Annotated in this window: 34 protein-coding genes; 14 read left to right on the top strand and 20 right to left on the bottom strand. The window is 70.3% G+C overall.

Annotation, left to right across the window (positions count from 1 at the left end):
• Positions 1 to 290 (bottom strand): cbb3-type cytochrome c oxidase subunit I (locus tag AC1DU4_RS13530; RefSeq protein ID WP_477840578.1); only part of this gene is annotated, 290 nt, incomplete at its 3' end.
• A 139-nt stretch (positions 291 to 429) separates the two neighbouring features.
• Here AC1DU4_RS13530 and AC1DU4_RS13525 point away from each other — a divergent pair.
• The 5 genes from AC1DU4_RS13525 (at position 430) to AC1DU4_RS13505 (ending at position 4,507) form a co-directional block, all read left to right on the top strand.
• Entirely contained in the window at positions 430 to 1,176 is a 747-nt protein-coding gene (locus tag AC1DU4_RS13525; RefSeq protein ID WP_477840576.1) for a helix-turn-helix transcriptional regulator, read from the top strand.
• A gap of 129 nt (positions 1,177 to 1,305) precedes the next feature.
• Positions 1,306 to 2,034, top strand: a complete 729-nt coding sequence (locus tag AC1DU4_RS13520; protein ID WP_083577200.1) for an amino acid ABC transporter ATP-binding protein — start codon at positions 1,306 to 1,308, stop codon at positions 2,032 to 2,034.
• Between the two features lie 17 nt (positions 2,035 to 2,051).
• Positions 2,052 to 2,882, top strand: a complete 831-nt coding sequence (locus AC1DU4_RS13515) for a glutamate ABC transporter substrate-binding protein (RefSeq protein WP_477840574.1) — start codon at positions 2,052 to 2,054, stop codon at positions 2,880 to 2,882.
• 24 nt (positions 2,883 to 2,906) lie between these two features.
• Complete coding sequence (locus AC1DU4_RS13510) at positions 2,907 to 3,593, top strand: amino acid ABC transporter permease (RefSeq protein WP_072844267.1); 687 nt, start codon at positions 2,907 to 2,909, stop codon at positions 3,591 to 3,593.
• Entirely contained in the window at positions 3,590 to 4,507 is a 918-nt protein-coding gene (locus tag AC1DU4_RS13505) for an amino acid ABC transporter permease (RefSeq protein ID WP_477840572.1), read from the top strand. Before AC1DU4_RS13510 ends, AC1DU4_RS13505 begins: the two co-directional genes overlap by 4 nt.
• A gap of 89 nt (positions 4,508 to 4,596) precedes the next feature.
• Here the strand turns inward: AC1DU4_RS13505 and recX are convergent, their stop codons facing one another.
• The 9 genes from recX to AC1DU4_RS13460 form a co-directional block, all read right to left on the bottom strand.
• Complete coding sequence (gene recX / locus AC1DU4_RS13500) at positions 4,597 to 5,157, bottom strand: recombination regulator RecX (RefSeq protein ID WP_477840570.1); 561 nt, start codon at positions 5,155 to 5,157, stop codon at positions 4,597 to 4,599.
• A 10-nt stretch (positions 5,158 to 5,167) separates the two neighbouring features.
• Positions 5,168 to 6,211 (bottom strand): recombinase RecA, encoded by a 1,044-nt coding sequence (gene recA / locus AC1DU4_RS13495; protein WP_072844104.1) that lies wholly within the window; start codon positions 6,209 to 6,211, stop codon positions 5,168 to 5,170.
• 273 nt (positions 6,212 to 6,484) lie between these two features.
• On the bottom strand, positions 6,485 to 6,679 hold the full coding sequence (locus AC1DU4_RS13490) for a DUF3046 domain-containing protein (protein ID WP_477840567.1): 195 nt from the start codon (positions 6,677 to 6,679) through the stop codon (positions 6,485 to 6,487).
• A gap of 9 nt (positions 6,680 to 6,688) precedes the next feature.
• The gene (locus AC1DU4_RS13485) at positions 6,689 to 7,843 is read right to left on the bottom strand and encodes a glycosyltransferase (RefSeq protein ID WP_072844105.1); all 1,155 of its coding nucleotides are present in this window, start codon (positions 7,841 to 7,843) and stop codon (positions 6,689 to 6,691) included.
• An 85-nt stretch (positions 7,844 to 7,928) separates the two neighbouring features.
• A complete protein-coding gene (locus tag AC1DU4_RS13480) occupies positions 7,929 to 8,603 on the bottom strand; it encodes a hypothetical protein (protein WP_477840565.1) in 675 nt (224 codons plus the stop codon).
• A gap of 19 nt (positions 8,604 to 8,622) precedes the next feature.
• Positions 8,623 to 9,606: an LLM class F420-dependent oxidoreductase gene (locus AC1DU4_RS13475; RefSeq protein ID WP_477840563.1), complete on the bottom strand. Its 984-nt coding sequence runs from the start codon at positions 9,604 to 9,606 to the stop codon at positions 8,623 to 8,625.
• A gap of 64 nt (positions 9,607 to 9,670) precedes the next feature.
• Positions 9,671 to 10,213, bottom strand: coding sequence for a DinB family protein (locus tag AC1DU4_RS13470; RefSeq protein ID WP_477840561.1), 543 nt, complete (start codon positions 10,211 to 10,213; stop codon positions 9,671 to 9,673).
• Between the two features lie 117 nt (positions 10,214 to 10,330).
• Positions 10,331 to 11,857, bottom strand: a complete 1,527-nt coding sequence (locus AC1DU4_RS13465) for a glycerol-3-phosphate dehydrogenase/oxidase (protein ID WP_477840559.1) — start codon at positions 11,855 to 11,857, stop codon at positions 10,331 to 10,333.
• A gap of 25 nt (positions 11,858 to 11,882) precedes the next feature.
• Positions 11,883 to 12,482: a TetR/AcrR family transcriptional regulator gene (locus AC1DU4_RS13460; RefSeq protein ID WP_477840557.1), complete on the bottom strand. Its 600-nt coding sequence runs from the start codon at positions 12,480 to 12,482 to the stop codon at positions 11,883 to 11,885.
• An 86-nt stretch (positions 12,483 to 12,568) separates the two neighbouring features.
• Here AC1DU4_RS13460 and AC1DU4_RS13455 point away from each other — a divergent pair, with 86 nt between their 5' ends.
• On the top strand, positions 12,569 to 14,149 hold the full coding sequence (locus AC1DU4_RS13455; RefSeq protein WP_477840582.1) for an FAD-binding oxidoreductase: 1,581 nt from the start codon (positions 12,569 to 12,571) through the stop codon (positions 14,147 to 14,149).
• The gene (locus tag AC1DU4_RS13450) at positions 14,146 to 15,072 is read left to right on the top strand and encodes a diacylglycerol kinase (RefSeq protein WP_477840555.1); all 927 of its coding nucleotides are present in this window, start codon (positions 14,146 to 14,148) and stop codon (positions 15,070 to 15,072) included. The genes AC1DU4_RS13455 and AC1DU4_RS13450 overlap by 4 nt, the downstream gene beginning before the upstream one ends.
• Here AC1DU4_RS13450 and AC1DU4_RS13445 read toward each other — a convergent pair.
• A complete protein-coding gene (locus AC1DU4_RS13445; RefSeq protein ID WP_477840553.1) occupies positions 15,066 to 15,773 on the bottom strand; it encodes a PIG-L deacetylase family protein in 708 nt (235 codons plus the stop codon). The two genes, AC1DU4_RS13450 and AC1DU4_RS13445, sit on opposite strands and share 7 nt — an antisense overlap.
• A gap of 66 nt (positions 15,774 to 15,839) precedes the next feature.
• Positions 15,840 to 16,013, bottom strand: a complete 174-nt coding sequence (locus AC1DU4_RS13440) for a hypothetical protein (RefSeq protein ID WP_169888214.1) — start codon at positions 16,011 to 16,013, stop codon at positions 15,840 to 15,842.
• A 238-nt stretch (positions 16,014 to 16,251) separates the two neighbouring features.
• On the opposite strand from AC1DU4_RS13440, the gene AC1DU4_RS13435 reads away from it, so the two are divergent.
• The 3 genes from AC1DU4_RS13435 to AC1DU4_RS13425 are packed head-to-tail and all read left to right on the top strand — an operon-like array spanning position 16,252 to position 18,153.
• Positions 16,252 to 16,860 carry a biotin transporter BioY gene (locus tag AC1DU4_RS13435; RefSeq protein WP_477840551.1) on the top strand — a complete coding sequence of 203 codons (609 nt, stop codon included), beginning with the start codon at positions 16,252 to 16,254 and terminating at the stop codon, positions 16,858 to 16,860.
• Positions 16,861 to 16,870: 10 nt separating this feature from the next.
• Entirely contained in the window at positions 16,871 to 17,551 is a 681-nt protein-coding gene (locus AC1DU4_RS13430; protein ID WP_072844122.1) for an energy-coupling factor ABC transporter ATP-binding protein, read from the top strand.
• Positions 17,548 to 18,153 carry an energy-coupling factor transporter transmembrane component T family protein gene (locus AC1DU4_RS13425; RefSeq protein WP_477840549.1) on the top strand — a complete coding sequence of 202 codons (606 nt, stop codon included), beginning with the start codon at positions 17,548 to 17,550 and terminating at the stop codon, positions 18,151 to 18,153. The genes AC1DU4_RS13430 and AC1DU4_RS13425 overlap by 4 nt, the downstream gene beginning before the upstream one ends.
• A gap of 13 nt (positions 18,154 to 18,166) precedes the next feature.
• Here the strand turns inward: AC1DU4_RS13425 and AC1DU4_RS13420 are convergent, their stop codons facing one another.
• Entirely contained in the window at positions 18,167 to 18,847 is a 681-nt protein-coding gene (locus AC1DU4_RS13420; RefSeq protein WP_477840548.1) for a hypothetical protein, read from the bottom strand.
• A 190-nt stretch (positions 18,848 to 19,037) separates the two neighbouring features.
• Positions 19,038 to 19,604, bottom strand: a complete 567-nt coding sequence (locus AC1DU4_RS13415; RefSeq protein ID WP_477840546.1) for a GNAT family N-acetyltransferase — start codon at positions 19,602 to 19,604, stop codon at positions 19,038 to 19,040.
• A gap of 160 nt (positions 19,605 to 19,764) precedes the next feature.
• Here AC1DU4_RS13415 and AC1DU4_RS13410 point away from each other — a divergent pair, with 160 nt between their 5' ends.
• Complete coding sequence (locus tag AC1DU4_RS13410; RefSeq protein WP_072844127.1) at positions 19,765 to 20,370, top strand: ClpP family protease; 606 nt, start codon at positions 19,765 to 19,767, stop codon at positions 20,368 to 20,370.
• Positions 20,370 to 20,966, top strand: coding sequence for an ATP-dependent Clp protease proteolytic subunit (locus AC1DU4_RS13405; protein ID WP_072844128.1), 597 nt, complete (start codon positions 20,370 to 20,372; stop codon positions 20,964 to 20,966). The genes AC1DU4_RS13410 and AC1DU4_RS13405 overlap by 1 nt, the downstream gene beginning before the upstream one ends.
• A 6-nt stretch (positions 20,967 to 20,972) precedes the next feature.
• Here the strand turns inward: AC1DU4_RS13405 and AC1DU4_RS13400 are convergent, their stop codons facing one another.
• The 5 genes from AC1DU4_RS13400 to pgsA form a co-directional block, all read right to left on the bottom strand.
• Positions 20,973 to 21,359, bottom strand: a complete 387-nt coding sequence (locus AC1DU4_RS13400) for a helix-turn-helix domain-containing protein (protein WP_477840544.1) — start codon at positions 21,357 to 21,359, stop codon at positions 20,973 to 20,975.
• 154 nt (positions 21,360 to 21,513) lie between these two features.
• Positions 21,514 to 22,347, bottom strand: coding sequence for a PspA/IM30 family protein (locus tag AC1DU4_RS13395; RefSeq protein ID WP_477840542.1), 834 nt, complete (start codon positions 22,345 to 22,347; stop codon positions 21,514 to 21,516).
• A 217-nt stretch (positions 22,348 to 22,564) separates the two neighbouring features.
• Positions 22,565 to 22,954 (bottom strand): helix-turn-helix domain-containing protein, encoded by a 390-nt coding sequence (locus tag AC1DU4_RS13390; protein WP_477840540.1) that lies wholly within the window; start codon positions 22,952 to 22,954, stop codon positions 22,565 to 22,567.
• 67 nt (positions 22,955 to 23,021) lie between these two features.
• Positions 23,022 to 23,534, bottom strand: coding sequence for a CinA family protein (locus AC1DU4_RS13385; RefSeq protein ID WP_072844136.1), 513 nt, complete (start codon positions 23,532 to 23,534; stop codon positions 23,022 to 23,024).
• Positions 23,531 to 24,172: a CDP-diacylglycerol--glycerol-3-phosphate 3-phosphatidyltransferase gene (pgsA, locus tag AC1DU4_RS13380; protein ID WP_477840538.1), complete on the bottom strand. Its 642-nt coding sequence runs from the start codon at positions 24,170 to 24,172 to the stop codon at positions 23,531 to 23,533. Before pgsA ends, AC1DU4_RS13385 begins: the two co-directional genes overlap by 4 nt.
• Positions 24,173 to 24,295: 123 nt before the next feature.
• On the opposite strand from pgsA, the gene AC1DU4_RS13375 reads away from it, so the two are divergent.
• Together AC1DU4_RS13375 and AC1DU4_RS13370 are read left to right on the top strand one after the other, a co-directional pair.
• On the top strand, positions 24,296 to 24,820 hold the full coding sequence (locus AC1DU4_RS13375) for an amino-acid N-acetyltransferase (protein ID WP_072844138.1): 525 nt from the start codon (positions 24,296 to 24,298) through the stop codon (positions 24,818 to 24,820).
• Between the two features lie 33 nt (positions 24,821 to 24,853).
• Complete coding sequence (locus AC1DU4_RS13370) at positions 24,854 to 25,141, top strand: YciI family protein (protein WP_477840535.1); 288 nt, start codon at positions 24,854 to 24,856, stop codon at positions 25,139 to 25,141.
• A gap of 129 nt (positions 25,142 to 25,270) precedes the next feature.
• Here AC1DU4_RS13370 and AC1DU4_RS13365 read toward each other — a convergent pair whose 3' ends face one another.
• Positions 25,271 to 26,260: a TerC family protein gene (locus AC1DU4_RS13365; RefSeq protein ID WP_477840533.1), complete on the bottom strand. Its 990-nt coding sequence runs from the start codon at positions 26,258 to 26,260 to the stop codon at positions 25,271 to 25,273.
• Positions 26,261 to 26,287: the final 27 nt, after the last annotated feature.

Here is a 26,287-nt window from a genome sequence, read left to right as displayed (position 1 = left end):
GTCGCGTACAGCAGCAGCATGATCGTGCCGTGCATGGTGAACAGCTGGTTGAACTGCTCGTTCGACAGGAACTGCATCCCGGGAACCGCGAGCTCGGTCCGCATCAGCAGGGCCATCAGCCCGCCCGCGAGGAAGAAGGCGAACGAGGTGACCATGTACATGATCCCGAGGGTCTTCGGGTCGGTCGTGGTGACCATCTTGTAGATGTAGGTGCCCTTGGGACCGAGTCGCGCGGGGTACGGCCGCGCGGCTTCGGTGTCGAGTGCCGGCCCAGGCGACGTGGCGGTCATCGCGTCGTACCCCTCGCACGCGCGAACCGCGACCGGTCGTTCACCGAATGCTCGACACCCATGGAATCCTCCCAGGTCGGCGCTCGTCACCTCCCCCGATTAAACACGAATCCAGTCGTTTTTAATATAGAATTGGCGAATGAACGACCGGCGGTCACCGGGCGCCGCGGCGCATGCCGTCCTGGCCTCACCCAGTCGGCGACGCCTCCTCGACCTGCTCTCCCGCAGCGCGGCGGCGCTCGACGCGCGGCACCTCGCGGACGAGTCGGGCCTGCACGTGTCCACGGTCCGGTTCCACCTGGCCGCACTCGAGCAGGCCGGCCTGGTGCGCACGGCGCCCGCGCCGCCCACCGGCCGGGGGCGGCCCCAGCTGCTCTACCGCGCCGTGCAGTCGGACGTCGACCGCGATTCCGGCCGGTACGGCAGGCTGGCGGCCGTGCTGATCGGACGCTGGACGGGGTCCGGCGAGCACCGCGACTCCCCCGGGTCCGGCTCACGGCGCGCCGAACTTGCCGGCGACGACTGGGCGGCGCAGGAACTCGCGACCCTGACGCCGTCGACCCCACAGACCATGCCCGACGCGGTCCGCACCGCCGCGGCCGTCCTGGACCGGCTGGGCTACGACCCCGAGATCACCGAGGCGCGGCCGGACTCCGCGGAACTGACGTTGCACGCCTGCCCTTACGCCGACCTGCTCGCCGTCGACGCCGAGGTGGTCTGCGCGGTGCACCTCGGCCTGCTGCGGGGGCTGGTCGGCCGGCTCGGCCACCCGGACGCCGCGATCCGGGTGGGGCCGTGGTCGACGCCGGGCCGATGCGTCGCCCACCTGAGTGCCGCCGACGGCACGTCCACCGAGAGGCACCTCCGGAGCGAATCCGCGCAGTAAAGAATCCACAACGCCGCGGGCGCCGCGCCACCCAAATGCGACAACGGCCCCTCCGACCGCATAAAGTCTGCAACCATGACGCATGCGGACGAATCCGGAACTACGGCGTCGGCGGTGGTCCGCCCCACGATGATCTCCATGAAGTCGGTGCAGAAACACTTCGGTGCGCTGCACGTTCTGCGGGACATCGACCTGGAGGTGCCGACCGGCCAGGTGGTGATGGTGCTCGGGCCGTCCGGCTCCGGCAAGTCGACCCTGTGCCGGACGATCAACCGGCTCGAACCGATCGACTCCGGCACCATCACGATCGACGGCAAGGAACTGCCCGCCGAGGGCCGGGCGCTGGCCGCGCTGCGCGCCGACGTCGGGATGGTGTTCCAGTCCTTCAACCTCTTCGCGCACAAGACGATCCTCGAGAACGTCATGCTCGCACCGATGAAGGTCCGCAAGAAGAACAAGGCCGACGCCAAGGCGAAGGCACTCGAACTGCTCGACCGGGTCGGCATCGCAAACCAGGCCGACAAGTACCCGGCCCAGCTGTCCGGCGGGCAGCAGCAGCGCGTCGCGATCGCGCGGGCACTGGCGATGAACCCGAAGGTCATGCTGTTCGACGAGCCGACCTCCGCGCTCGACCCCGAGATGGTCAACGAGGTTCTCGACGTGATGGTCGGGCTCGCCAAGGAGGGCATGACCATGCTCGTGGTGACCCACGAGATGGGCTTCGCCCGCAAGGCCGCGGACCGGATCATCTTCATGGCCGACGGGGTCGTCGTCGAGGACAGCACCCCCGACAGTTTCTTCACCGCACCGAAGTCCGACCGCGCCAAGGACTTCCTCAGCAAGATCCTCGGACACTGAGCGRGAAGGCGCGGACGGTGAGACTTCGCAAGGCCACTACCGCGGTGGCACTGCTCCTCGCGGTCGTCGTGACGGCGTCCGCCTGCGGGAGCAGCGAGCCCCGCGACGTCCTGCAGGACGCCGCGGACGGCCACCTCGTCATCGGGACCAAGTTCGACCAGCCCGGCCTCGCCGTGCGCGAACCGGACAAGACGATGTCCGGCTTCGACATCGACGTCGCCAAGTACATCGCCAACTACCTGGGGGTGCCGGAGGACGGCATCACCTGGAAGGAAGCACCCTCCGCGCAGCGCGAGACGCTGATCAAGAACGGTGAGGTCGACTACGTCGTCGGCACCTACTCGATCACCGACAACCGCAAGAAGGTCGTCGACTTCGCCGGGCCGTACTACGTCGCCGGACAGTCTCTGCTGGTCCGCGCCGACGACGACTCCATCACCGGCGCCGAGTCGCTGGAAGGCGGCAAGAAGCTCTGTTCGGTGGCCGGCTCCACGCCGGCGCAGAAGATCAAGAAGTCCTACCCGGGTGTGCAGCTGCAGCAGTTCGACAGCTACTCCTCGTGTGTGGAGGCGCTGCACCGCGGCAAGGTGGACGCCCTGACCACCGACGACATCATCCTCGCCGGCTTCGCGGCCCAGTACCCGGGCGAGTTCAAGCTCGCGGGCAAGCCCTTCACCACCGAGCTGTACGGGGTGGGGCTGCCCAAGGGCGACACGGAGGCCCGGATGAAGATCAACGACGCGATCGAGGACATGATCGCCACCGGCGCCTGGCAGGCCGCGTGGGAGAAGTCCCTCGGTGATTCGGGCCTCACGCTGCCACCGCCGCCCACCGTCGACCGCTACTGACCCGCCAACCTGAAGGAGGTGAACATGGGACGACTGCTCGAAACCTACGGCGACCAGTTGATCAGCGCATTCTGGATGACGATCCAACTCACGTTCTGGTCCGCCATCGGCTCCCTCGTCTGGGGCACCCTGCTCGCGTCGATGCGGGTCTCCCCCGTGCCGATCCTCCGGGCAACCGGGACGGCGTACGTGAACATCGTCCGCAACACCCCGCTCACCCTGATCATCGTGTTCACCTCGATCGGGCTGTACCAGAACCTGGGTGTGGCGTTCGCCCCGGAGGGCGACCCGGCGTTCATCGACACCAACAACTTCCGGCTGGCGGTGCTCGGATTCATCGTCTACACCTCGGCTTTCGTGTGCGAGTCACTGCGCTCGGGCATCAACACGGTCCCGGTCGGGCAGGCTGAGGCCTTCCGCTCGCTGGGGCTCTCGTTCAGCCAGGGCATCCGGCTGGTCGTGCTGCCGCAGGCCTTTCGTGCGGTCGTCGCTCCGCTCGGCAGCGTGCTGATCGCACTGACCAAGAACACCACCATCGCCTCTGCGATCGGTGTCGCCGAGGCGTCCCTGTTGATGAAGACGATGATCGAGAACGAGGCGGATCAGTTGTTCGTGGTGTTCGCAATCTTCGCGATCGGCTTCATGGTCCTGACGCTGCCGATCGGGTTCCTCTTCGGCTACCTCGGCAAGCGACTGGCGGTGAAGCGATGACCGATCAGGCGAGCGTCCTCTTCGACATCCCCGGCCCGCGGGCCCGGATCAGGAACCGGATCACGGCGATCGCATTCGGACTCGTGCTGGTCGTCGTCAGCCTGTACGTGCTGCGCGTGCTGGCGGAGAACGGGCAGTTCGAGGCGGACAAGTGGTCGCCGTTCCTCAACCACTACACCTGGACCACGTACCTGCTGCCTGGCCTGAAGGGCACCCTGGTCGCGGCCGGGCTCTCGCTGGTGTTCGCGCTCATCCTCGGCGCCGTCCTCGGCGTCGGCCGGCTCTCCGACCACCGCTGGGTGCGGTGGGTGTCCGGGGCGTTCGTCGAGTTCTTCCGGGCGATCCCGGTGCTGATCCTGATGATCTTCGCCTACCAGGCGTTCGCGCAGTACGGCGTGTTCCCCTCGGGCGAGCTCGCGCTCGCCGCCGTGGTCGTCGGCCTGACGCTCTACAACGGGTCGGTCATCGCGGAGATCCTCCGCGCGGGCATCTACTCGCTGCCGAAGGGACAGACCGAGGCCGCGGTCGCGATGGGCATGCGCAAGGGTCAGACCATGCGGCTCGTGCTGTTGCCGCAGGCGATCACGTCCATGCTGCCGGCGCTGGTGTCGCAGATGGTGGTGGCGTTGAAGGACTCCGCGCTCGGCTACCAGATCGGCTACGTCGAGATCGTCCGCAGCGGCCAGCAGGCGGCCTCGTACTACCGCAACTTCTTCGCGGCCCTGGTCGTGGTCGGCATCATCATGATCATCATCAACTTCGGGCTGTCCTACTTCGCGACCTGGCTCGAGAAGCGCCTGCGGACCGGACGCAAGGGCGGACGCCCGCCGATCGCGCCGCTGGACGCCGATGTGATCGACGGGGTGCCCGGCATCGACGACGTGATGACCTTCACCGACAAGCGGCCCGCCTGACCGGCGGCCTCCCAGCGAGGCCGCCGCGCCAGTCCCCTTCGGGCCAGTCCACACCGAGGCCGTCGGGTCAGTCCCACCAGTCCGTCTGGTTAGTCCGCACCGAGTCCGTCGGTGTCCGTACCGGCCTGGGCCAGTTCGGTCTTCACCACGTCGAACGCCATGCCCTGCGGGTAGCCGCGGCGCGCGAGCATCGACACCAGCCGGCGGACCACCCGGTCGCGTTCGCTGCTGCGACCGCCGGGCCCGTCCACCTCGAAGTCCAGCGACGTGGTGCGCAGCTTGCGCCGGACCAGTTCGACCGCGCGCTCGCGCTCGTCGTCGCCGTCGATCTGGTCGAGGGCGACCGCGGCGACCTCCGGGGCCACGCCCTTGGTGCGCAGCTCCATCGCCAGCGCCCGCTTCCCCTTGCCGGAGAACACGTGCCGGGAGCGCACCCACTGCTCGGCGAACGCGGCGTCGTCGACCAGTCCGACCTCGGTCAGCCGGTCGAGGACCCGGGCGCTGACGCCCTCGTCGTAACCCTTGTCCGCGAGCTTCTTCGACAGTTCCGCGCGACTGCGGGGCCGGTCAGTCAGGAGGCGCAGGCACAGGTCCTTGGCCTGCACCTCCTGCTGGGCCGGCGGCGCGGTCACCGGATCACCGGAACGCATCGGCGGCGACCTAGAAGTCGACCGGGTCCGCGTCCTTGTCGGACGCGGTCACGTCCGCGCCGATGCCCAGCTTCTCCTTGATCTTCTTCTCGATCTCGTCGCGGATGTCGGTGTTCTCCAGCAGGAACTTGCGGGCGTTCTCCTTGCCCTGGCCCAGCTGGTCACCCTCGTAGGTGAACCAGGAACCCGACTTCCGGATGAAGCCGTGCTCGACACCCATGTCGATCAGCGACCCCTCCTTGCTGATGCCGTGACCGTAGAGAATGTCGAACTCGGCCTGCTTGAACGGCGGCGCCACCTTGTTCTTGACCACCTTGACGCGGGTGCGGTTGCCGACCGCGTCGCTGCCGTCCTTGAGCGTCTCGATGCGGCGGATGTCCATGCGCACCGACGCGTAGAACTTGAGCGCCTTACCGCCGGTGGTGGTCTCCGGGGAGCCGAACATCACACCGATCTTCTCGCGCAGCTGGTTGATGAAGATGACGGTGGTGCCGGAGTTGTTCATTGCGCCGGTGATCTTGCGCAGCGCCTGGCTCATCAGCCGGGCCTGCAGGCCGACGTGGCTGTCACCCATCTCGCCCTCGATCTCGGCGCGGGGCACCAGGGCCGCCACGGAGTCGACGACCAGGATGTCGAGCGCGCCGGAGCGGATCAGCATGTCCGTGATCTCCAGGGCCTGCTCACCGGTGTCCGGCTGGGAGACCAGCAGCGCGTCGGTGTCCACGCCCAGCTTGGCGGCGTAGTCCGGGTCGAGCGCGTGCTCGGCGTCGATGAAGGCGGCGATGCCGCCGTTGGCCTGGGCGTTGGCGACCGCGTGCAGTGCCACCGTGGTCTTACCCGAGGACTCCGGGCCGTAGATCTCCACGACCCGGCCGCGGGGCAGACCACCGATGCCCAGCGCTATGTCCAGCGCAATGGAGCCGGTGGGGATCACCGCGATGGGCTGGCGGGACTCCTCACCGAGGCGCATCACCGAACCCTTGCCGAAGTTCTTGTCGATCTGCGCCAGCGCGAGCTCGAGCGCCTTGTCGCGATCGTTTGCCTGAGGTGCCATCGAGTTCTCCTTAGTCAGCGTCTCGTCCGGTGGTCCGGGATGAAGATCCGGGCTCGTCGGCGATCTGTGTTCCGTGATGCCGTTACGTTAGAGCGGGGTACCGACAACCTCGCGTAGGTCCGGTCTCGGGTCGGGCCCGAACCCGGCGGAAGACCACCGGCGCCGCGGACCGCCGCGAGGCCACCGAACAGAACCCACTCAGCATAAGGGAACATCTGTTCGAGTCAACTTTCGAACCGCCTGGACGCGTTGCGACTCCCGGCGGCATCGCCGTCACCAGCGCGAACGCGGCACCTCGAAGTCCGCGCACAGTGCGCGCCACACGTCCCGCGGTTCCTGACCCGCCTCGATCGCCTGCGCCGCGGTCACGCCGCCCAGGCTGGTCAGCACGTGGTCCACCAGCAGGGATTCGCCGTACAGGCGCCCGAACTGGCCGTGCACCAGCTCGTTGAACTCGGTCAGTCTCACCACACCACGCTAGCGCCCCTGCGCCGCCGCCACGCACACCGCCACCGGGTCCGCCACCTCGGCGAGCCCGTCGGAGGCACGTCGCGCCGACTCCGCGAAGCCGGGCTCGTCCAGCACCCGCAGCACCGCCTCCCGCAGGGTCTGTGCGGTCAGCGGGCGCACCACCACCGCGCTGCCCTGCCGGGCCGCCCGGTTGGCCAGTTCCCACTGGTCACCGCCGCCGGGCACGGCCGCCACCGGCACCCCCGCCATCAACGCCTTCGCCAGCATGCCGTGGCCCGCGCCGCACACCACCGCGGCGGCCTGGCCGAGCATCACGTCCTGGCGTCCCAACCCGGCCCGAGCCCAGGACGGCAGGTCGGCCGGCGGGGCGTCGAGCATCGACGCGACGACCCGCACCCCGGCGCCGTCGAGCCCGGCCAGTGCGGTCTCGAGCATGCCCTCGGCCCCGGTGAACGCGGTCGACGGCGCGATCATCACCAGCGGGTCGTCGCCGGGCGGCGGGTCCAGCACCTCGGCGGTCGGCTCCCACAGCAGCGGCCCCACCACGTGCGCGTCCTCCGGCCAGTCCGGCCGCGGCACCTCCAGCGCCGGCATCGTCGCGATCAGCCGCGCCACCGGGCCGGGGTCGACGGCGGGCAGGCCGATGCTCACCCGGGCCGCCGAGCGCTGCCGCTGGCCCTGCTTGATCGAACGCCCGGTCGCCGCGCGCATCAGCGCGTCGCGGGCCTGCCCGCGCAGCCCCTCCCCCGGCGCCAGGCCGCTGCCGATCGGCGGCAGCCCCTTCGAGGGAGCGTAGAGCGGGTGCGGGGACAGTTCCACCCACGGCACGTCGAGCCGTTCGGCGGCCATCCCGCCGCCCGCGGTGAGGATGTCCGAGACCACCAGGTCCGGCAGCATGGCACTCAGGTCCGGGAGGATCTCGGTGGAGATGTGCGCGGCCCGGGAGTGGATCCGCTGACCGGCGTCCAGGTCGTCGTCCTCGGGGCGCGGCGCGAGCCCCTTGAGCTTGCGTGCGCTGATCCCCGCCGCCCGCGCCTGCTCGAGCCATCGGTCACCGGTGAACAGCACCGGATCCTCGCCCGCGGCAAGCAGTTTCAGGCACAGTGCGATGGCGGGAAAGGCATGGCCGGCATCGGGCCCGGCGACAACGGCGACTCGCATCCGCCCAGGGTGCCACAGTGCCCGCGGGCGGCCCGTCACCAGTGCGGCGGACGGGCCGCGACCGCGGGGGCAAAGGCCTGCGCCGTCAGCCGTCCGATGTCGGGCCGGGCCGGCGGGCGGCGAGGATGAAGGCGCTGATCACCACGACCCACGCGGGGAACACCAGCGTCACCCAGAGGCTGAGGCTGACCACGAGCAGCAGGGTCAGCGACAGCAGGTAGGTCGTCATCACCAACCAGCGCGGCATCAGGCCGGTGCGCAGCCAGATCGTGCCGAGCGAGATCATGAACACCCCGGCCATCCGCACCGCGTAGACGTTGCTGACCTGCAGCATCACCTCGCGGCCGAAGTAGACGATCTCGGCCTCGGAGCCTCCGCCATGCCGGGACATCGCGAGGATCCCGCCGGCCACCGCCGTCGAGACGAAGGCCATGGCCAGGAACAGCAGTCCGCTGCCGAGGAACACCGTGGCGAAGAACCGGTCCTCGAGGTCGCCGAGGCGGTCGCGGACGACGCCGATGAACCACAGGAACGCGATGCCCGCGAACGGCGCCAGCACCAGGGCGGCGGCCATTCGCGAGGCGGCGCTCCCCGTCCAGGCGGTCACGGCGAACGGATCGGCCGGTAGCGCGGTGCGCATCAGCACCAGGCTGGTCCCGAAGAGGACCCCGAAGAGGATGCCGGCGACCGCCGCCGACCGCGGCGTCGTCAGCCGACGGAACCGTTCGTCCTGCCCGTCGGACCCGGGCCCGGGCGTCACGTCACCACACCCCCGGTGGTCAGTCGGTCACCAGTGGGCGCAGGGCCGCGCCCGCCAACTCCACGATCCCCGGCTCCTCGCCGTTGGCGACGAGGTTGATCACGATCCCGTCGACGCCGTGGTCGAGGACCCGGGTCTGAATCTGTTCGGCCACCTCGTCCGGGCTGCCGACGAACTGCCGGTCGGTGGCGGCGGCCCGGTCCTCCGCCGACAGCGTCGACAGGTCGACGCCGCGGGAGAGCATGAGGTCATGGTGCAGCTGCCGCGCGCGGTCACCGTCCTCGTCGATCGTCACGAACGCGAGGAAGCTCGTCTCGAGGGTGCCGCGGTCGCGGCCCGCCTCCTCGCAGCGCTGGGCCAGCGCGTCGAGCTTGCGCGGCAGCTCCGAGGCGTTGCAGATGATGTTCAGGTGGTCGGCGTAGTGGGCCGCGTAGCCGAAGGTCTTCTTCTCGCCGCCGCCACCGAGCAACACCGGCAGGTCGTCGCGGACGCGGGGCTCGTTGATCGCACCCTCGGTCCGGTACCACTTGCCCTCGAAGGTCGGCCGCTGCCCGCGCAGCATCGGCACGATGATCTCCAGGGCCTCCCCGAGCCGCTCGAACCGCTCGGTGAAAGTGCCGAACTCGTAACCGAACTGGCGGTGTTCGAGCTCGAACCAGCCGGCTCCGATGCCGAGCACCGCACGCCCGCCGCTGACCACGTCCAGGGTGGTGACGGTCTTGGCCAGCATCGCCGGGTTGCGGTAGGTGTTACCGGTGACCAGCGCGGAGAGCTGGATGCTCGAGGTCGACGCCGCCAGGCCGGCCAGCGCGGTGTAGGCCTCGAGCATCGGCTCGTCCGGTTCCCCGATACCGGGCAACTGGTAGAAGTGGTCCATCACGAAGGCGGTGTCGAAGCCCGCGGCCTCCGCCTCCCGGGCCTGGGCGACGACGGTGGGGAACAGCTCCACGACCGGCTTCGCATAGCTGAAGTTGGGCATCTGGTATCCGAGTCGAATACTCACAAGGCCCGACGTTACCCCGGCGGGACCCGGTCCCGCCGGGCGAAACCGCGCTCCCGCCGGTGGGTCAGAACTCCATGCCGGCGTCCGCGCCCATCTGCATCGTGGTGTTCGCGCCGTCCAGCGACTCGCGGATGATGTCCGCGTGCCCCGAGTGGTGCGCGGTCTCCCGGATGACGTGCAGCAGCAGCCTTCTCGCCGTCCACCACTCGCGTTCCGGGGCCCACGGCGCGGTCGGCAACGGCACCAGCAGGTCCAGGTCGGGCAGCGACGCCACCGCCGCCTCGGTCGCGGCGGCGACGGCGTCGTACTGCGCGAGCAGCGATTCGACCGTGTCGTTCTCGGCTACCGTCCAACTCTCGGTCGCGGTGGCCATGTCGAACTCGGCGTTCTCGTCGCGTTCGAGCAGCGTCTCGAGCCAGTTCCGTTCGGTGCCCGCCACGTGCTTGAGCAGCGCGGCCAGGGTCAGCTCGCTGGCCGTCGAGCGGGTGCGCGCGCCGGCGTCGTCGAGCCCGCGGTAGGCGATGAGGAACGTCCGGCGCTGGTCGGCGAGGATCGAGAGGATGTCGGCGCGCTCGCCGGTCAGTTCGGGCTGCGATGAGATGGTCACGGTGTGGTCCCTTCCTTCATGTCGGTAGGGACCACGCTACGAGCGATTGCGGACAGGATCAGTCCTAAATTGTGCGCCCGACGAAATTTGTCGCCCGACGCCCCCACGACCGGGAAATCAGCTGCGCGCCAACGCCKCCGTCGCCGCGGCCAGCGCCCGCTCCCGGTCGGCGGGCACCAGACCGATCCGGGTCCTGCGGTCCAGCAGGTCGTCTGCGTCGAGGGCGCCCTCGTGGCTCACCGCAAACGCCAGCTCTGCCCGGGTGACGTCGATGCCCTCGGCCACCGGTGTCAGCTCCCCGGCGCGGGCCACCGCCGCCGACTCGGCCCCGTACCGGAGCGTCAACGATGCGGGGAGGTCCCGCGGCACCGGACCGGCGCCGGGCGCGGGGCCGGACCCCACCAGCGGCAGGTCCGCGGTCAGACACGGCCCGGCCTCGAGCCCGCTCTCACGCACCGCCAGGTCGACGGCGTCCTGCGCCATCTTCCGGTAGGTGGTGAGCTTGCCGCCGACCACGCTGATCACCCCGTTCGCGGAGCGCAGCACCGCGTGGTTGCGCGAGAGGTCGGCGGTGGAGCCCTCGCCGGTGTCCAGCAGCGGCCGCAGCCCCGAGTAGGTGGCGAGCACGTCGTCGCGGGTCAGCGGGGTGCCCAGCGCGGTGTTCACGGTGTCCAGCAGGAAGTCGACCTCGAAATCGGAGGCCGTCGGCACGTCGGGGATCTCGCCCTCGACGGCCTCGTCGGTCAGTCCCAGGTACACCCGGCCGAGCTGCGCGGGCAGCGCGAAGACGAATCGGTTGGTCTCCCCCGGAATCGGCACCGTCAACGCCGCGGTCGGGTTGCCGAGCGCCTCGGCCGAGAGCACCAGGTGGGTGCCGCGGCTGGGCTTGAGCCGGATCTCGGGGTCGATCTGCCCCGCCCACACGCCGGCCGCGTTGACGACGGCCTTGGCCCGGACGGTCAGCTCCTCGCCGGTCAGCTCGTCGCGCAGCCGCGCCGAGCCGCCGGTCACGTCGTAGGCCCCCACCCGGGTCAGGACGGTGGCGCCGCGCAGGGCCGCGGTCCGGGCCAGCGCGACCACCAGCCGGGAGTCGTCGACGAGCTGGCCGTCGTAGGCCAGCAGCCCGCCGCGCAGACCCTCCCGCCGGACCGCGGGGGCCATCTCCGCGGCCCGGTCCGCGGAGACCCGGCGCGACCGCGGCAGCACCGACGACGGCGTCCGGGCGGTCGCCCGCAACAGGTCACCGGCTAGGAACCCCGTTCGCACCAGCGACTTCTCGAACACGCCGACGGAGGGCAGCAGCGGCACCAGCTGCGGCATCGCCCGGACCAGGTGCGGGGCCGTTCGGGTCATCAGGATGCCCCGCTCGACGGCGCTCTCGCGCGCGATCCCGACGTTGCCGGTCGCCAGGTAACGCAGCCCGCCGTGCACCAGCTTCGAACTCCACCGGCTGGTGCCGAAGGCCAGGTCGTGACGCTCCACCAGCAGCACCCGCAGCCCGCGGGCGGCGGCGTCGAGCGCGGCGCCGACGCCGGTGACGCCGCCGCCGATCACCAGCACGTCGACCTCGGGACGGTCGCCGAGGGCGGCGAGGTCGCGGGAGCGTCGGTCCGCGTTGAGCGCGGACAGGGAGTAGGGATGCACGGTGAGCTCCTCTTGGTGCGGGCGGCTAGCGGGGGGTGAGGTAGGCGTCGACGGCCAGGCGCAGTTCGTCGACCAGGGCGTCGGGCGAGAGCACGTCGGCGACGATGCCGGCGGACTGGACGGCGGACTGCGCGATCAGCAGCACCATGGTCGCGAGCCCCGCGGGATCGCCGGCGCGGATCGAACCGTCGCGCTGACCGGCGTCGACCACGGGGGTGAGCACGTCGATGATGGCCCGCTGGCTGGCGCCGAGCCGGTCGACGATGTACGGGACCAGCAGTTCCGGGTCCGAACGGACGATCTTCACGAACAGCGGGTGGGTGCGCACCTTCTCCGCCACCTCGACGACGCCGTTCACCAACTGCTCGCGGGCGCCGTGCGGGCCGGACATCTCGGGCAGCGCCTGCCGGATCTCCCGGGTCAGCAGGTCTCCGACCACGGCCCGGGTGTCGGGCCAGCGCCGGTAGACGGTCGGGCGGCTGACGCCGGCGCGACGGGCGATCTCGGCGAGGGTGGTCCGTCGCAGGCCGAACTCGAGCACGCAGGTCCGGGCCGCGTCGAGGATCAGATCGTCGACACTGGGCGTGGCATCACGGACGCCGGAATCTTCGTTACGGATAGACATCGTATGTAACACTGTAACGCATGACCGACACCACAGCGCCTCGTTCGCAGTCGCCACTCGCCCGCCCCGACACCGCGGCTCCCACCATGGAGTGGGACGCGTGGGGTGTCGGCGAGTTCCGTAAGCAACTCTCCCCGCAGGTCGTCTCCCTGCTGCAGGCAGCGCTCGGGGTGTCCGCCGAGCAAGCGCCGCCGCCCGCCGAGTCCGACGCCGTGCTCCGGCCCACCGCGCTGACGCCCGCGCACCGGGACGCGCTCGAGTCGCTCCTCGGCGCCGAGCAGGTTCGCACCGACGACGCGACCCGACTGCGCCACGCCGGCGGCAAGAGCACCCCGGACCTGTTGCGCCGCAAGGACACCCAGCCTCAGGACGCCCCCGACGCGGTGGTCCTGCCCGGTTCGCACGACGAGGTCGTGGCCCTGCTGCAATGGTGCGCGGACCAGTCCGTCGCGGCCGTCCCCTTCGGCGGCGGCACCAGCGTGGTCGGCGGCGTCGACCCGGTCCGCGGCGACTTCGCCGAGGTGCTCGCGCTCGACCTGCGCCGCCTCGACGCGCTGGTGAGCCTCGACGCGGTCTCCGGGATCGCCGTCCTCGAGGCAGGCGTCACCGGCCCGCAGGCGGAGGCACTGCTCGGTGCGCACGGCTTCTCGCTCGGACACTTCCCGCAGAGCTTCCAGTTCGCCACCATCGGCGGGTTCGCCGCGACGCGGTCCTCCGGGCAGGCCTCCGCCGGCTACGGCCGGTTCGACGACATGGTCGAGCGGATCACCGTCGCCACCCCGTCCGGCACCCTCGAGCTGGGGCGCGGCCCGGGCTCCGCTGCGGGCCCCGACCTGCGTCAACTGTTCGTCGGGTCCGAGGGCGTCCTCGGGATCATCACCTCCGTCGCGGTCCGGGTGCACCCCGTCCCCGAGACCACCGCCTACCAGGCCTGGTCGTTCCCCGACTTCGAGACCGGCGCCGCCGCGCTGCGCACGGTGATCCAGAGCGGCGCCGCGCCGACCGTCATGCGCCTGTCCGACGAGGCCGAGACCGGTCTCAACCTGGCCCTGGCTTCCAAGGTCGGCGGCGAGAGCCCCACCGCGGGCTGCCTGTCCGTCACCACCTTCGAGGGCACCGCCGCGCACGTGCAGTCGCGCTACGCCGAGGCCACCGCGGTGCTCACCGCCGCGGGAGGCACCGCCCTCGGCGAGCAGCCGGCCCGGGACTGGGAGCACGGCCGGTTCGACGCGCCGTACCTGCGCGACGCCCTGCTCAACGCCGGCGCCATCGTCGAGACGCTCGAGACCGCCACCACCTGGTCCAACCTGTCGAACCTGCGCGGCGCGGTCACCGGCGCCCTCACCGAATCGCTCGCCGGGCAGGGCACCTCGCCGCTGGTGATGTGCCACATCTCGCACACCTACCCCACCGGCGCGTCGCTGTACTTCACGGTCGTCTGCGCGCAGGCCGCCGATCCCCTCGCGCAGTGGGCGGTCGCGAAGAAGGCCGCCGGCGACGCCATCGTGGCCGCGGGCGGCACCATCACCCACCACCACGCCGTCGGGCGCGACCACCAGCCGTGGATGCTGGACGAGATCGGCGAGCTGGGCGGCAAGGTGCTGCGGGCGGTCAAGGACGCACTCGACCCCACCGGCATCCTCAACCCTGGCAAGCTGCTGCCATGACACGATCGGTCACCGTCCTCACCAACCCTGCCGCGGGCAACGGACATGCCCCGGAGGCCGCGGCCACGGCCGTGGCCCGCCTGCGCGAACTCGGCGTCACCGTGACCGAGATCGAGGGCCGCGACGCCGCCGAGGCGCTCACCCTGGCCCGCAAGGCGGTCGCCGCCGGCACCGACGCACTGGTCGCCGCCGGCGGCGACGGACTGATCAGCATCGCGTGGCAGGCACTGGCCGAAACCGGTGTGCCGCTGGGCATCATCCCGGGCGGCACCGGCAACGACCACGCGCGTCAGCTGCACATCCCCGTCGACGACCCGGTCGCGGCCGCCGACGTGATCGCGCACGGCGAGGTGGCCACCCTCGACCTCGGCCGCGCCGGCGACCGCTGGTTCGGCACGGTGCTCTCGAGCGGCTTCGACTCGCTGGTCACCGACCGGGCGAACCGGATGCGGTGGCCCCGCGGCCCGATGCGCTACAACGCCGCGATGCTCGTCGAGCTGGCGCAGCTGCGGCCGATCCCCTACCGGATCGTGCTCGACGACCAGACGATCGAGCTGGACGCCGCGATGGTGACGGTCGGCAACGGCACCTCGTACGGGGGCGGCATGCTGATCACCCCGAACGCCCGTTTCGACGACGGACTGCTCGACGTCACCGTGGTGACCGCCGGCAGCCGGCTCAAGCTGATCCGGTTGTTCCCGACCGTCTACAAGGGCACCCATGTCGACCTCGACGAGGTGCAGACGTTCCGTTCACGCAAGATCCGGCTGGAGGCGCCGCGCGACGGCATCGGCGGGTCCGTCATCACGCCCTACGCGGACGGCGAGCGGCTGGACCCGCTGCCGCTCGACATCGAGGCGGTGCCGAACGCCGGCCGGGCGATCGTCGGGGCGCCGCTGCACGGCGGACCGGGCGGTCAGTAGCAGTACAGCTCGAAGGCCACCGCCCGTTGCGCCGGGAAACCGTCCTTCGGCGCGGTGGCCATCTCGATCTGGTTCGCGGCCTGCTCCGCCACCGGGGTCGCGCTCAGAGCTTCGAGGTACCGCCGGTGTTCGGTCAGCGAGGCGACCGCCGACGCCACGGTCTCGGTGACGTCGACGGCGTGGGTGGCCCCGACCATGACGTTCACCGCGACCCAGCGCACCCCCGCCCACGGCGACTCGGTCAGCTCGGGGAAGATCCACGCGTTGGCGGCGTCGGACACCGCGTCCAGCACCGAGATCCCGAGCGCGCGGTGGTCGGCGCTGTTCAGGTGGCCGGGCGCCCACGTCTCACGAAAGTTCATGGTGGCCACGAACTCCGGGCGGTGCCGCCGGATGGCCGCGGCGAGCGAGGCCCGCAGCGCCAGGTCCGCCCGCAGTCGGCCGTCGGGGTGGCCGAGGAACTCGACCTCGCTGACCCCGACGACCGCGGCCGAGCGCCGCTCCTCGTCCTCGCGCAGCCGGCGACACTCGTCCGGCGCGAGCCCGTCGATGCCGGCCTCGCCGCTGGTCGCGAGGACGTACCGGACGTCCTTGCCCTGTGCGGTCCACCGGGCCACCGCCGCGGCGCACCCGTACTCGATGTCGTCGGGGTGGGCGACGATCACGACGCCACGCTGCCAGTCCTCGGGAATCGGCTCCATCGGTTCAGGATGCCCGTAGTCGCGGGCACCCGCAGCGGTCACCGAGCATCTCGCGGGCCCGGCGGGTCAGATCCGGTCGATGTCGTGCGCGTCGCTGCCCGACATCGCCTTGAACAGCAGGTACAGCCCGAACACCACGGCGCCGACGACCAGCACCCAGAACAGCCCCTTCACCAGCGCGCCGACCACCGCCAACGCGATCCAGACCAGGGCGACGATTCCTACGATCTTCCAGAACACCAGGGTTCTCCGTTCACTCGCTCCGGCCGCCGCACCGACGGCCCGATGCGTTCAGCCTCGCAGGCCTCGACGAGAAAAGCACCAGCTCAGACGCAAGATCAGGGAAAGATCAGGGTGATCCCCCAGGCCGGTCGGGGGCGCCTGCGGCGGGTGCCCCCGAATACGACGTGACCTGGGCAACCGGCCGGTGAACTAAGCTCGCCGGGTTACCCCACCCTTTCCTGAGGAGCATTTCGCCGTGTCCACCAGCACCCCTGGCGCCCCGACCTTCACCGCGCGTGACCTCGCACAGGTGGCGGTGTTCGCCGCGCTGATCATCGCGCTGGGCCTGCCCGGCACCATCACCGTCGGCGGTTCCGGCGTCCCGATCACCCTGCAGACGCTCGGCGTCATGCTCGCCGGCGCGCTGCTGGGACCCCGCAAGGGCGTGCTGGCGGTGCTCACCGTGATCGTGCTGGGCCTGGCGCTGCCCGTGCTGGCCGGTGGCCGCACCTCGCTGACCTCCCTGGCCGGGCCGACCGCCGGCTTCCTGATCGGCTGGATCCCCACGGTCGCGGTGATCGGCTGGCTCACCGTCAAGATGCTGCCGCGCTACAACGTCGTGGTCGGGACCGCGATCAACCTCCTCGGCGGCATCGTCGTGCTCTACGGGTTCGGCATCGCCGGCCTGATGCTGCGCACCGACCTGACCCTCTGGCAGGCGCTGAGCACCAACGTCACGTTCCTGCCGGGCGACGCGGTCAAGGCCGTCGTGGCGGCGCTGGTCGCGGTGCAGGTGCACCGCGCGTACCCGGCGCTGTTGGCGCCGCGGTCGACGACGTACGCCCCCGTCGCCGACCCCGCCTGACCCACCTCGCATGACCGAGATCCGCTTCGAGTCCGTCTCCCACCGTTACGGCGATCGTGCGGTGCTCGCGGACGTCAGCCTCAGCCTCACCGAGCGCCGGATCGGGATCGTCGGCGCCAACGGCAGCGGCAAGTCCACGCTCGCCCGGATGATCAACGGCCTGGTGCTGCCCAGCGGCGGCCGGGTCACCGTGGACGGACTCGACACCGCGCGCGAGGGCCGCAAGGTCCGGCGCAAGGTCGGGTTCGTCTTCACCGACCCCGATCACCAGATCATCATGCCGACGGTCGCCGAGGACATCGCGTTCTCGTTGCGCCGGACGTCGGTGCCGCAGGCCGAGCGGGCCGCGCGGGTGAGCGCGGTGCTCGAGAACTTCGGTCTGGCCGGACACGCCGAGCATCCGACCCACCTGCTCTCCGGCGGCCAGAAGCAGATGCTCGCGCTCGCGGCGATCATGGTCACCGAACCGGAGGTGATCGTCGCCGACGAACCGACCACGCTGCTGGACCTGCGCAACACCCGGGTGGTGGCACAGACGTTGGCAGCGCTGCCTCAGCAGGTGGTCGCGGTGACCCATCAACTCGACCTGCTCGCCGACTTCGACCGGGTGCTGGTCGTCGACGCAGGCGCAGTGGTCGCGGACGGCCTGCCGGGCGAGTCGATCGCCTTCTACCGCCGCCTCATCGGATGACCACGCTCGGCCTCTACCACCCGGCCGGGTCGGTGCTGCACCGGTTGCCCGCGGGCGCGAAGCTCGCGGGACTGCTGGTGGGACTGGTCGCGGTGACGGCCGCGGTCCGCGAGCCCTGGCACCTGGCTCCCGCCGCGGCAGTGCTGACCGCCGCGTACGCGGTGGCCCGGATCCCGGTCCGGGTGGCGCTGAGCCAACTGCGCCCGGTGCTGTGGATGCTGCTGTTCGTCGGCGCCTTCCAGGTGGTCTTCACGGGCTGGCGCCGCGCGCTGGTGGTGTGCGGGGTGCTGCTGCTGTCCGTGGCGGCCGCGGCGCTCGTCACGCTGACCACGCGGGTGATCGACATGCTCGACGCCGTGCAGCGCCTCCTGGCGCCGTTGCGGCGCTTCGGCGTCAACCCGGACCGGGTGGGCCTGGTGCTGGCGATGACCCTGCGCTGCATCCCGCTGCTCGCCGGCTTGGTCTCCGACGTGACCGAGGCCCGCAAGGCCCGCGGGCTCGGGTTCTCGCTGCGGGCACTGGCCGTCCCGGTGGTGATCGGGGCGCTGCGGACCGCGGACGCGATGGGCGAGGCCCTCGCGGCGCGTGGGGTCGACGACTAGAGACACTCCCTGGCTAGCTCGCGGAGACCAGCTGCGGTAGCAACGCGACCCGCCCCGCAATGTCGCGGGGCAGATAGCTTTCCCGGCTGCGGGTCCAGTCTTGTCCGGACAACGGGTCGTAGGTCGCGGGCATCGCCATCCCGCCCGGGCCGTAGGCGTGGAACCCCGCCGCGACAGTCGTATAGACCGAACGCCACTGGTGGTCGCTGAACGCGATGACGCCGACAACGTCATCGCCGGCGCGCGGGCCGCGCAACGACGCGACCTTCTTCGCGACTCCATCGGTCGACAGATAGACGAGCGTGCCGTCCGGTGCCTGATCCGGGCCAATTTCAATGACGTCGGTCAACCCGTACTTGCCGCGCAGCACGGACGCGATTTCGGTCTGCGCGTAGATCGGCACCGTCCGAGTTCCGCGGGTCGCGACGATGGCGTCCGCCAGAGCCTCGTTGACCGGACCTGGCTGCCCCACCGTTCGCGTCGGATCCACGCCGGCAGGGATCCGGTTGCCGAAGCTGTAGGCCACGAGGATTGTGAAGTCGGAAGCCGGCCGGGTCGGCACGGTCCAAAGATCTTGTGGGGGTGACTGCCGCGGCGCCGCGGCCGCCGGCTGCGCGATTGCGAATGCCGCGATCACGGACAGCGCGAGTGCGCCTAGATAGGTAAAACGCCTGCGTCGCATGGATTCGCGCATCTCTGTCGCCTTCTCTCGTCCTCGGTGGGCGGTCGAACGATGCCATTACTCGGCGACGAATCGGTGAACGCAAGGCATCCGTGTCACGAGCTGTTGGAGGTGTGAATGGCTGTCCCCCGCCAACCCATGAGGTGACCGGGCGCGATCTGTTACGAGACACGCTCCATGCCCGGCGACCAGCCCGACGCGACTAGGCCCGATGTGCGGCCTGTCGGTGCATCCTCCACACGTCCGGCCCGCCGGCGAGCGTGATGTGGCCGGTGACCACGAACCCGTGGCGTTCGTAGAGGGGCAGGTTCCGGTCGGTCGAGGTGTCGAGGCTGCAGGCGCGCTCGTGCCGGTCCAGTTCCGCCAGACCGGCTTTCAACAACGCTCCGCCCAGTCCGGCGCCCTGACCGGCACGGGCGACTCCGGCGGTCGCCAGGGTCCAGGCGTCGGGTTCGGCCGGGAGCCTCGACAGCTGATTCTCGGCCTCGACCAGTCGCCCGACCCGGTCACCGTGCAGCTCGACGATCTTCGAGACGACGCTCTCGGTCGGTTCCGGCATGTCCGGCGGAACGAACGCGACCACGCCGCTGCCCGACGCGTCGATGTAGGCCGCGCCGTACGGCAGCGCCATGTGTTCGAGGTAGATGCGCTGTAGCCCCGCGAGCCGTTCGGTGTGGGAATCGGCCGCCACGCACCAGTCGGTCCACGGGTAGCCGGTGAATGCGTCCGCCAGGACGCCCGCTGCGCGGTCGAGGTCTGGCGCCCGCATCGGTCGAACGTGATTCTCCATGCCCCACAACACCACGGACGGATCGAACGACGCCAGTCAATATCCGAGGGCCTCGACATCCGACGCGCTGGGCGCGGCCTCGTCTGCCCTTGGCAGACAAATCGATTCGCATCCACATCCGCCCGATACAACGGGATGCATGATCGAGAAATCGCCCCTGGACTACCGCGACCAACTCACCGACCGACTCTTCCGCCAGCGCACCCTGCTGCTCACCGGGGAGGTGAACGACGAGATGGCCGAGCGGGTGTGCGCCGAACTGGTGCTGCTCGCCACGGCCGACGCCGACCGCGACGTCGTCCTCTACATCAACTCACCCGGCGGGTCCGTGCTGGCCGGTCTGGCCATCTACGACACCATGAAGCTGATCCCCAACGACGTGGTGACCGTGGCCCTCGGCTTCGCCGCGAGCATGGGCCAGGTGCTGCTCGCCTCGGGTACGCACGGCAAGCGGATCAGCCTGGCGCACAGCCGAATCATGATGCACCAGCCGTCCGCCGGGATCGGCGGCACCGCGATGGACATTGCCATTCAGGCGGACAACTGGGAGTACATGAAGCGGCAGTCGGAGGAGATCCTCGCGGCGGAGACCGGCCGCCCGGTCGAGGAGATCGCCGCCGACAGTGATCGCGACCGCTGGTTCACCCCGGAGCAGGCCCGCGACTACGGGATCGTCGACGCGGTCGTCGGTTCCTTCGCTCAGATCGCGCCCTTCGCGACCGCCGGACGGATGGGGCTGCAGTGATGTCCCAGTACACGATTCCCAACGTCATCGAGCGGACACCGGCGGGCGAACGGTCCTTCGACGTGTTCAGCCGCCTGCTCAACGAGCGAATCATCTTCCTGGGTACCGAGATCGACGACGGCGTCGCGAACGTCGTGATGGCGCAACTACTGCACCTCGAGGCGGAGGCACCGGACCGGGAGATCGGGTTGTACATCAACTCCCCGGGGGGATCGACCACCGCGATGCTGGCGGTCTACGACACCATGCAGTTCCTGCGCCCACAGGTCGCGACCTACTGCATGGGTCAGGCTGCGTCGGCGGCGGCTGTCCTGCTCGCCGCGGGCGCGCCCGGCAGGCGGTATGTGCTCGCACACTCCCGTGTCCTGCTGCACCAGCCCTCGACCCAGGGACAGGGCTCCATCTCGGACCTCGCGCTGCAGGCCGCGGAGGTGCTGCGGATCCGGTCGCAGACCGAGGAGATCCTCAGCGCACACACCGGCCAGGACGCGGCGCGGCTGCGCAAGGACACCGACCGGGACCGGATCTTCACCGCGCAGGAGGCACTCGACTACGGCCTGGCCGACCAGGTGATCGTCACCCGCGACGCCGGGTGAGAGCGTCTACGCGGCCAGCAGTTCGACCTGCGGGCTCCGCTCCTGCGGCGGGCCGGACGGTGCGCCCGTTCCGGCCCGTCGCGTGACGGCCAGTCGCCGCACGCCACGGGCCAGCAGGTGCTCGAGCGGCAGGCCGAGCGCGCCGCACACCGAGTGCAGCATCTCCGACGACGGCTCCTTGCGCCCGCGCTCGACCTCGGACAGGTACTGCTTGGACATTCCGACCGCGCGCGCGACCTCGTCGAGGGTGCGGTCCTGGTCGCGGCGCTCGTCGCGCAGGATCTCGCCGTACACCGTGCGCAACAGCGGCGCCGGGGCGTCGGCGCGGGCGGGGCCCCGCCGGTCGCGCCGCCGGGCGGCGAGGTCGACGACGGTGCGGTCCGCTGCAGCCATGACCCTAGCCTTCCACCGGTCGGCGGACGCAGGGCCGCTGTTCGCCGACAGCAGACACCCTCGACCCGCCGGTTCGACACGACGACGAGGGCCGACCGGACAGTGTCCGGTCGGCCCTCGTCGTTACGGTGTCCGCGCTGCCGCGTGGTCCGAGCTACTGGGCGTTCGGTCCCGCTGCCTCCGGCTTGGCGACGGGGGTGGCCGGCGCGGCGGGGGTGGCCGGCGCGGCGGTCGGTGCGACGGCGCCACCGGAGGGCAGCGCGTCGCCCTTCATGGACGCACGGATCTGCTCGAGGCGGCTGTGCCCGGCCATCTGGATGCTGGCCTGCTCGACCTCCATCATCCGACCCTGCACCGAGTTGCCGGCGAGCTCCGCGGAGCCCAGCGCGTCGGCGTAGCGACGTTCGATCTTGTCGCGCACGGCGTCGAGGCTGGGGGTGTTGCCGGGCGCGGACAGGGTGCTGTCCATCGAGCGCAGCGACTCGCTGACCTTCTCCTGCATCTTGGCCTGCTCGAGCTGGCTGAGCAGCTTGGTGCGCTCGGCGACCTTGGCCTGCAGGGCCATCGCGTTCTGCTCGACGGCCTTCTTCGCCTGCGCGGCGGCCTGCAGCGACTGGTCGTGCAGCACCTTGAGGTCCTCGACACCCTGCTCGGCGGTCACGAGCTGGGCGGCGAACGCCTCGGCGGCGTTGGTGTACTGCGTTGCCTTCTCCACGTCGCCGGCGGTGGCGGCCTGGTCGGCGAGCGTGACGGCCTGCCGGGCGTTCGCGTTGAGCTTCTCCACCTCGTCGAGCTGGCGGCTGAGCTTCATCTCCAGCTGACGCTGGTTACCGATCACCGACGCAGCCTGCTGGGACAGGGCCTGGTGCTGGCGCTGGGCGTCCTCGATGGCCTGTTGAATCTGCACCTTCGGGTCGGCCTTCTCCTCGATCTTCGAGTTGAAGAGCGCCATCAGGTACTTCCACCCCTTGACGAACGGATTAGCCATGGATTGATCCCGCCTCCATCTGATGCGCCGCGCGGTGCGCGACCCGATGCGCGACCGTCACGCACCGGTTCTAGGGCTGTGCCCTACCTGCTCGTCGTCCCTGCCGGTTCGAAAGCTGGTGGTCGGTAACGAATCTACAATGCCAGGGCCCGCAGCGGAGCTTCGCCGGGCCAAACCACCGCCCCGGTTCACGATGCGGCGACAGCCGAGCAAACGACTAGGCCGCCGCGAGGGCCCGTGCCTTCGGCGCGGGGATCACCATGCGGGTGTCCTCCGCGATCCGGGCCGGACCGTCCAGCACCGTGGGGCTCACGCCGACACGCGGGGCGCCGGCATCGGCGCGCTGGTGCACCCGTGCGGCGCGGTCGGTGCCGCCGTCCGACAGCGACTCGCTGACGTCGTAGAGCACCTCCGACAGCGGAACCTCGAGGGCCGAGCAGATGGCGGCCAGCAACTCGCTGGACGCCTCCTTGCGACCCCGTTCCACCTCGGAGAGGTACCCGAGGCTGACCCTGGCGGAGCTCGAGACTTCACGCAGGGTACGGCTCTGCGACACCCGCGTGCGCCGCAGACTGTCGCCGATTGCTTCACGCAACAGGACCGTCATCTGGCTCCTCCTTCTTCCGACCCGACTGTTGGGTAAACGTCCAACTGTCCCGAATTGGTTCCCGACCCTATCGCGGGGCGGTGACACTCATGCGATCGAGGAGCCCGGACACCGCCGACGCGACCGCAGCGGTGCGGATCGCCCATCGGTCACCGGGCAACGTCAACCGGGTCACGTCGACCCCGTCGGGTCCGGCAATCCCCAGGTAGACCGTACCCACCGGCTGTCCGTCCTGTTCGTCCGGTCCGGCAACACCGGTCAGTCCGACGCCCCAGTCGGCACCGCAACGGGCCCGCGCGCCCTGTGCCAGCCCCTCGGCGGTGCGCTCCGCGACCGGGCCGTCCGCGTCGAGGACGGCGGGGTCGACGCCCGCGAGCGTCGACTTCAGGTCGGTCGCGTAGACCACCAGTCCCCCGCGCAGGACCAGGCTGGCCCCCGGCACGCCCGCGACCGCGGCGGCCAGCAAGCCCGCAGTCAACGACTCCGCGGTGGCCAAAGTCTGTCCGCGAGCGGTCAGGGTCGACACCAGTTCCGCCGCGCGGGTGCCGGACAGCAGCGGATCGGCCGGCGGGAAGCTCACCGCGGCGGGTGGTGGGTGTGGACGCCGGCCCGCAGCCGGACGGACTGGATCACGTAGTCGAGGCCGGTGACGACGGTGAGCAGCACCGCCAGCCCCATCAGCACCGCGCTGGCGGTCGCCCAGCCGTCGGGCAGCGGCAGCAGGTACATCCCGATCGCGAACGACTGCACCAGCGTCTTCGCCTTGCCGCCGCGGCTGGCCGGGATGACTCCGTGCCGCAGCACCGCGAAGCGCAGCAGCGTGACACCCAGCTCGCGGGCCGCGATCACGCCGGTCACCCACCAGCTCAGTTCGCCCAGCACGGACAGGCCCACCAGCGCGGCGCCGATCAGCGCCTTGTCCGCGATCGGGTCGGCGAGCTTCCCGAAATCGGTGACCAGCCCGTACTTCCGGGCCAGCTGGCCGTCGATCCGATCGGTGATGGCGGCGACCGCGAAGATGACGGTGGCGATGATCCGCCAGGTCGTCGACTGGCCGTCGTCGACGAACAGGGCCGCCAGGAAGACCGGGACCAGCAGGATCCGCAGCACGGTCAGGACGTTGGCGATGTTGACCAACGGCACCGGCTGCTCGTGCGCCGGAGCCTCAGATCCGGACGCCACGACACCGTCGGTGGCGTCGTGGGGCTTCGCGGTCACCCGAACACCCGCCCGGTGTCGGGAAACTCCCCCGCGCCCAGGGGGACGTCGAGGCGGGCGAAAGCAGGTCGGAGCGGCACACGGCCCAGAATATCGTTTACCGCGCCGACTAATGTGCAGCACATGACTTCAGGCCCCCTCGTTTCCGATCCGGACAAACCTATCGTCCGCCGCGCCCGCACCTCCGACGTCCCGGAGATCAAGCGCCTGATCGACATCTACGCGGGCCGAATCCTGCTCGAGAAGAACCTCGTCACCCTCTACGAGGCGGTCCAGGAGTTCTGGGTCGTGGAGGTCGACGGCGAGGTGATCGGTTGCGGCGCACTGCATGTGCTCTGGTCCGACCTCGGCGAGATCCGCACCGTCGCGGTCGACCCGAAGGCCAAGGGCCGCGGCGCCGGGCACCTGGTGGTGGCGCAGCTGATCGAGGTGGCGCGCCAGCTCGAACTCGAGCGGGTGTTTGTGCTCACCTTCGAGGTCGACTTCTTCGGCAGGCACGGATTCCTGGAGATCGAGGGCACGCCGGTCACCGCCGAGGTGTTCGCCGAGATGTGCCGGTCCTACGACACCGGCGTCGCCGAGTTCCTGGACCTGAGCTACGTCAAGCCGAACACGCTCGGCAACACCCGCCTGCTGCTCACCCTCTGACCGGACCGACCCCACCCCGAAAGCGAGACTTCGATGCCCCTGTTCGCCGTCGAGTACACCTATAGCGCCGCCACGTCCGACCGCCGCGACGAGGTGCGGCCGGACCACCGCGGTTGGCTCGCCGAACTCGTCGCCGCCGGCGCCGTGGTCAGCACCGGCCCGTACGCGGACGGCAGCGGCGCGCTGATCATCGCGGACGCCGCCGACGAGGCCGCCGTCCGGGAACTGTTCACCCAGGACCCGTTCGCGCGGGCCGGACTCGTCGACGCCGCCCGCTTCACCGAGTGGACCCCGGTGATGGGCCTGCTCAGCGACGGCTGAACCCCAAGTACTCCAGAAACACAGCACTTCAGAAACACAGCACTCCAGAAGCACGACGGCCGGGCCGGACCCTTCCAGGGACCGGCCCGGCCGTGCATCGGTGCGGCGCCGGGAGCACCGGCGCGGCCGTCAGGCCTTCGCGGCGGCGTTGGTGCTGCGGGTCTTGAGCAGGCTCGCCACGGTCGTGACGATCAGGACGCCGAGGATCACCAGCAGCGACGTCCCGGTGCTGATCTCCGGCACCGCGACGTGCTCGCCGCCGTTGATGAACGGCAGCGTGTTCTCGTGCAGCGCGTGCAGCACCAGCTTCACACCGATGAACGCCAGGATGATGGACAGGCCGTAGGACAGGTAGACCAGCCGCTCGAGCAGCCCGCCGATCAGGAAGTACAGCTGACGCAGGCCCATCAGGGCGAAGGCGTTGGCGGTGAACACGATGTAGGCCTCGCTGGTGAGACCGTAGATCGCGGGGATCGAGTCCAGCGCGAAGAGCACGTCCGTGAAGCCGATCGCGACCAGTGCCAGCAGCAGCGGGGTGACCACTCGCTTGCCGTCGATCTTGGTGGTCAGCTTGTCGCCGTCGTACTCGTCGGTGGTCGGCAGGAGCTTCTTGGCGATCCGGATGATCCGGCTCTCGCGCTCCTCCTCGATCTCCGCCTCGTGGCCGGAGTCCTTGACCAGCTTGATCGCGGTGTAGACCAGGAAGAAGCCGAACAGGTAGAAGACCCAGCTGTAGGCGTCGATCGCGGCGGCGCCGACGGCGATGAAGGCACCGCGCATCACCAGTGCCATCACGATGCCGATGAGCAGCACCTTCTGCTGGTACTCCCGCGGGACCGCGAAGGTCGACATGATGATCACGAAGACGAAGAGGTTGTCGACCGACAGGGCCTTCTCGGTCACGTAGCCGGCGAAGTACTCACCGCCGTAGGTCCCGCCCCAGATCCAGATCACCACGACGCCGAACAGCAGCGCGATGCCGATGTAGACCGCGGACCAGAACGCGGACTCGCGGAACGTCGGCGCGTGTGGGGTGCGCACGTGCGCAAAGAAGTCGAAGACGAACAGGCCCAGGATCACCGCACAGGTGATGACCCAGACCAGGGGTGAGATGTGCATCTCTTACCATCCTCCGGTAGTCATGCT

The organism is Rhodococcus sp. P4_F5 (genome assembly GCF_056401315.1).
Note: the sequence above shows the minus strand (reverse complement) of the source record. Positions and strands in the feature narration are given on the sequence as shown.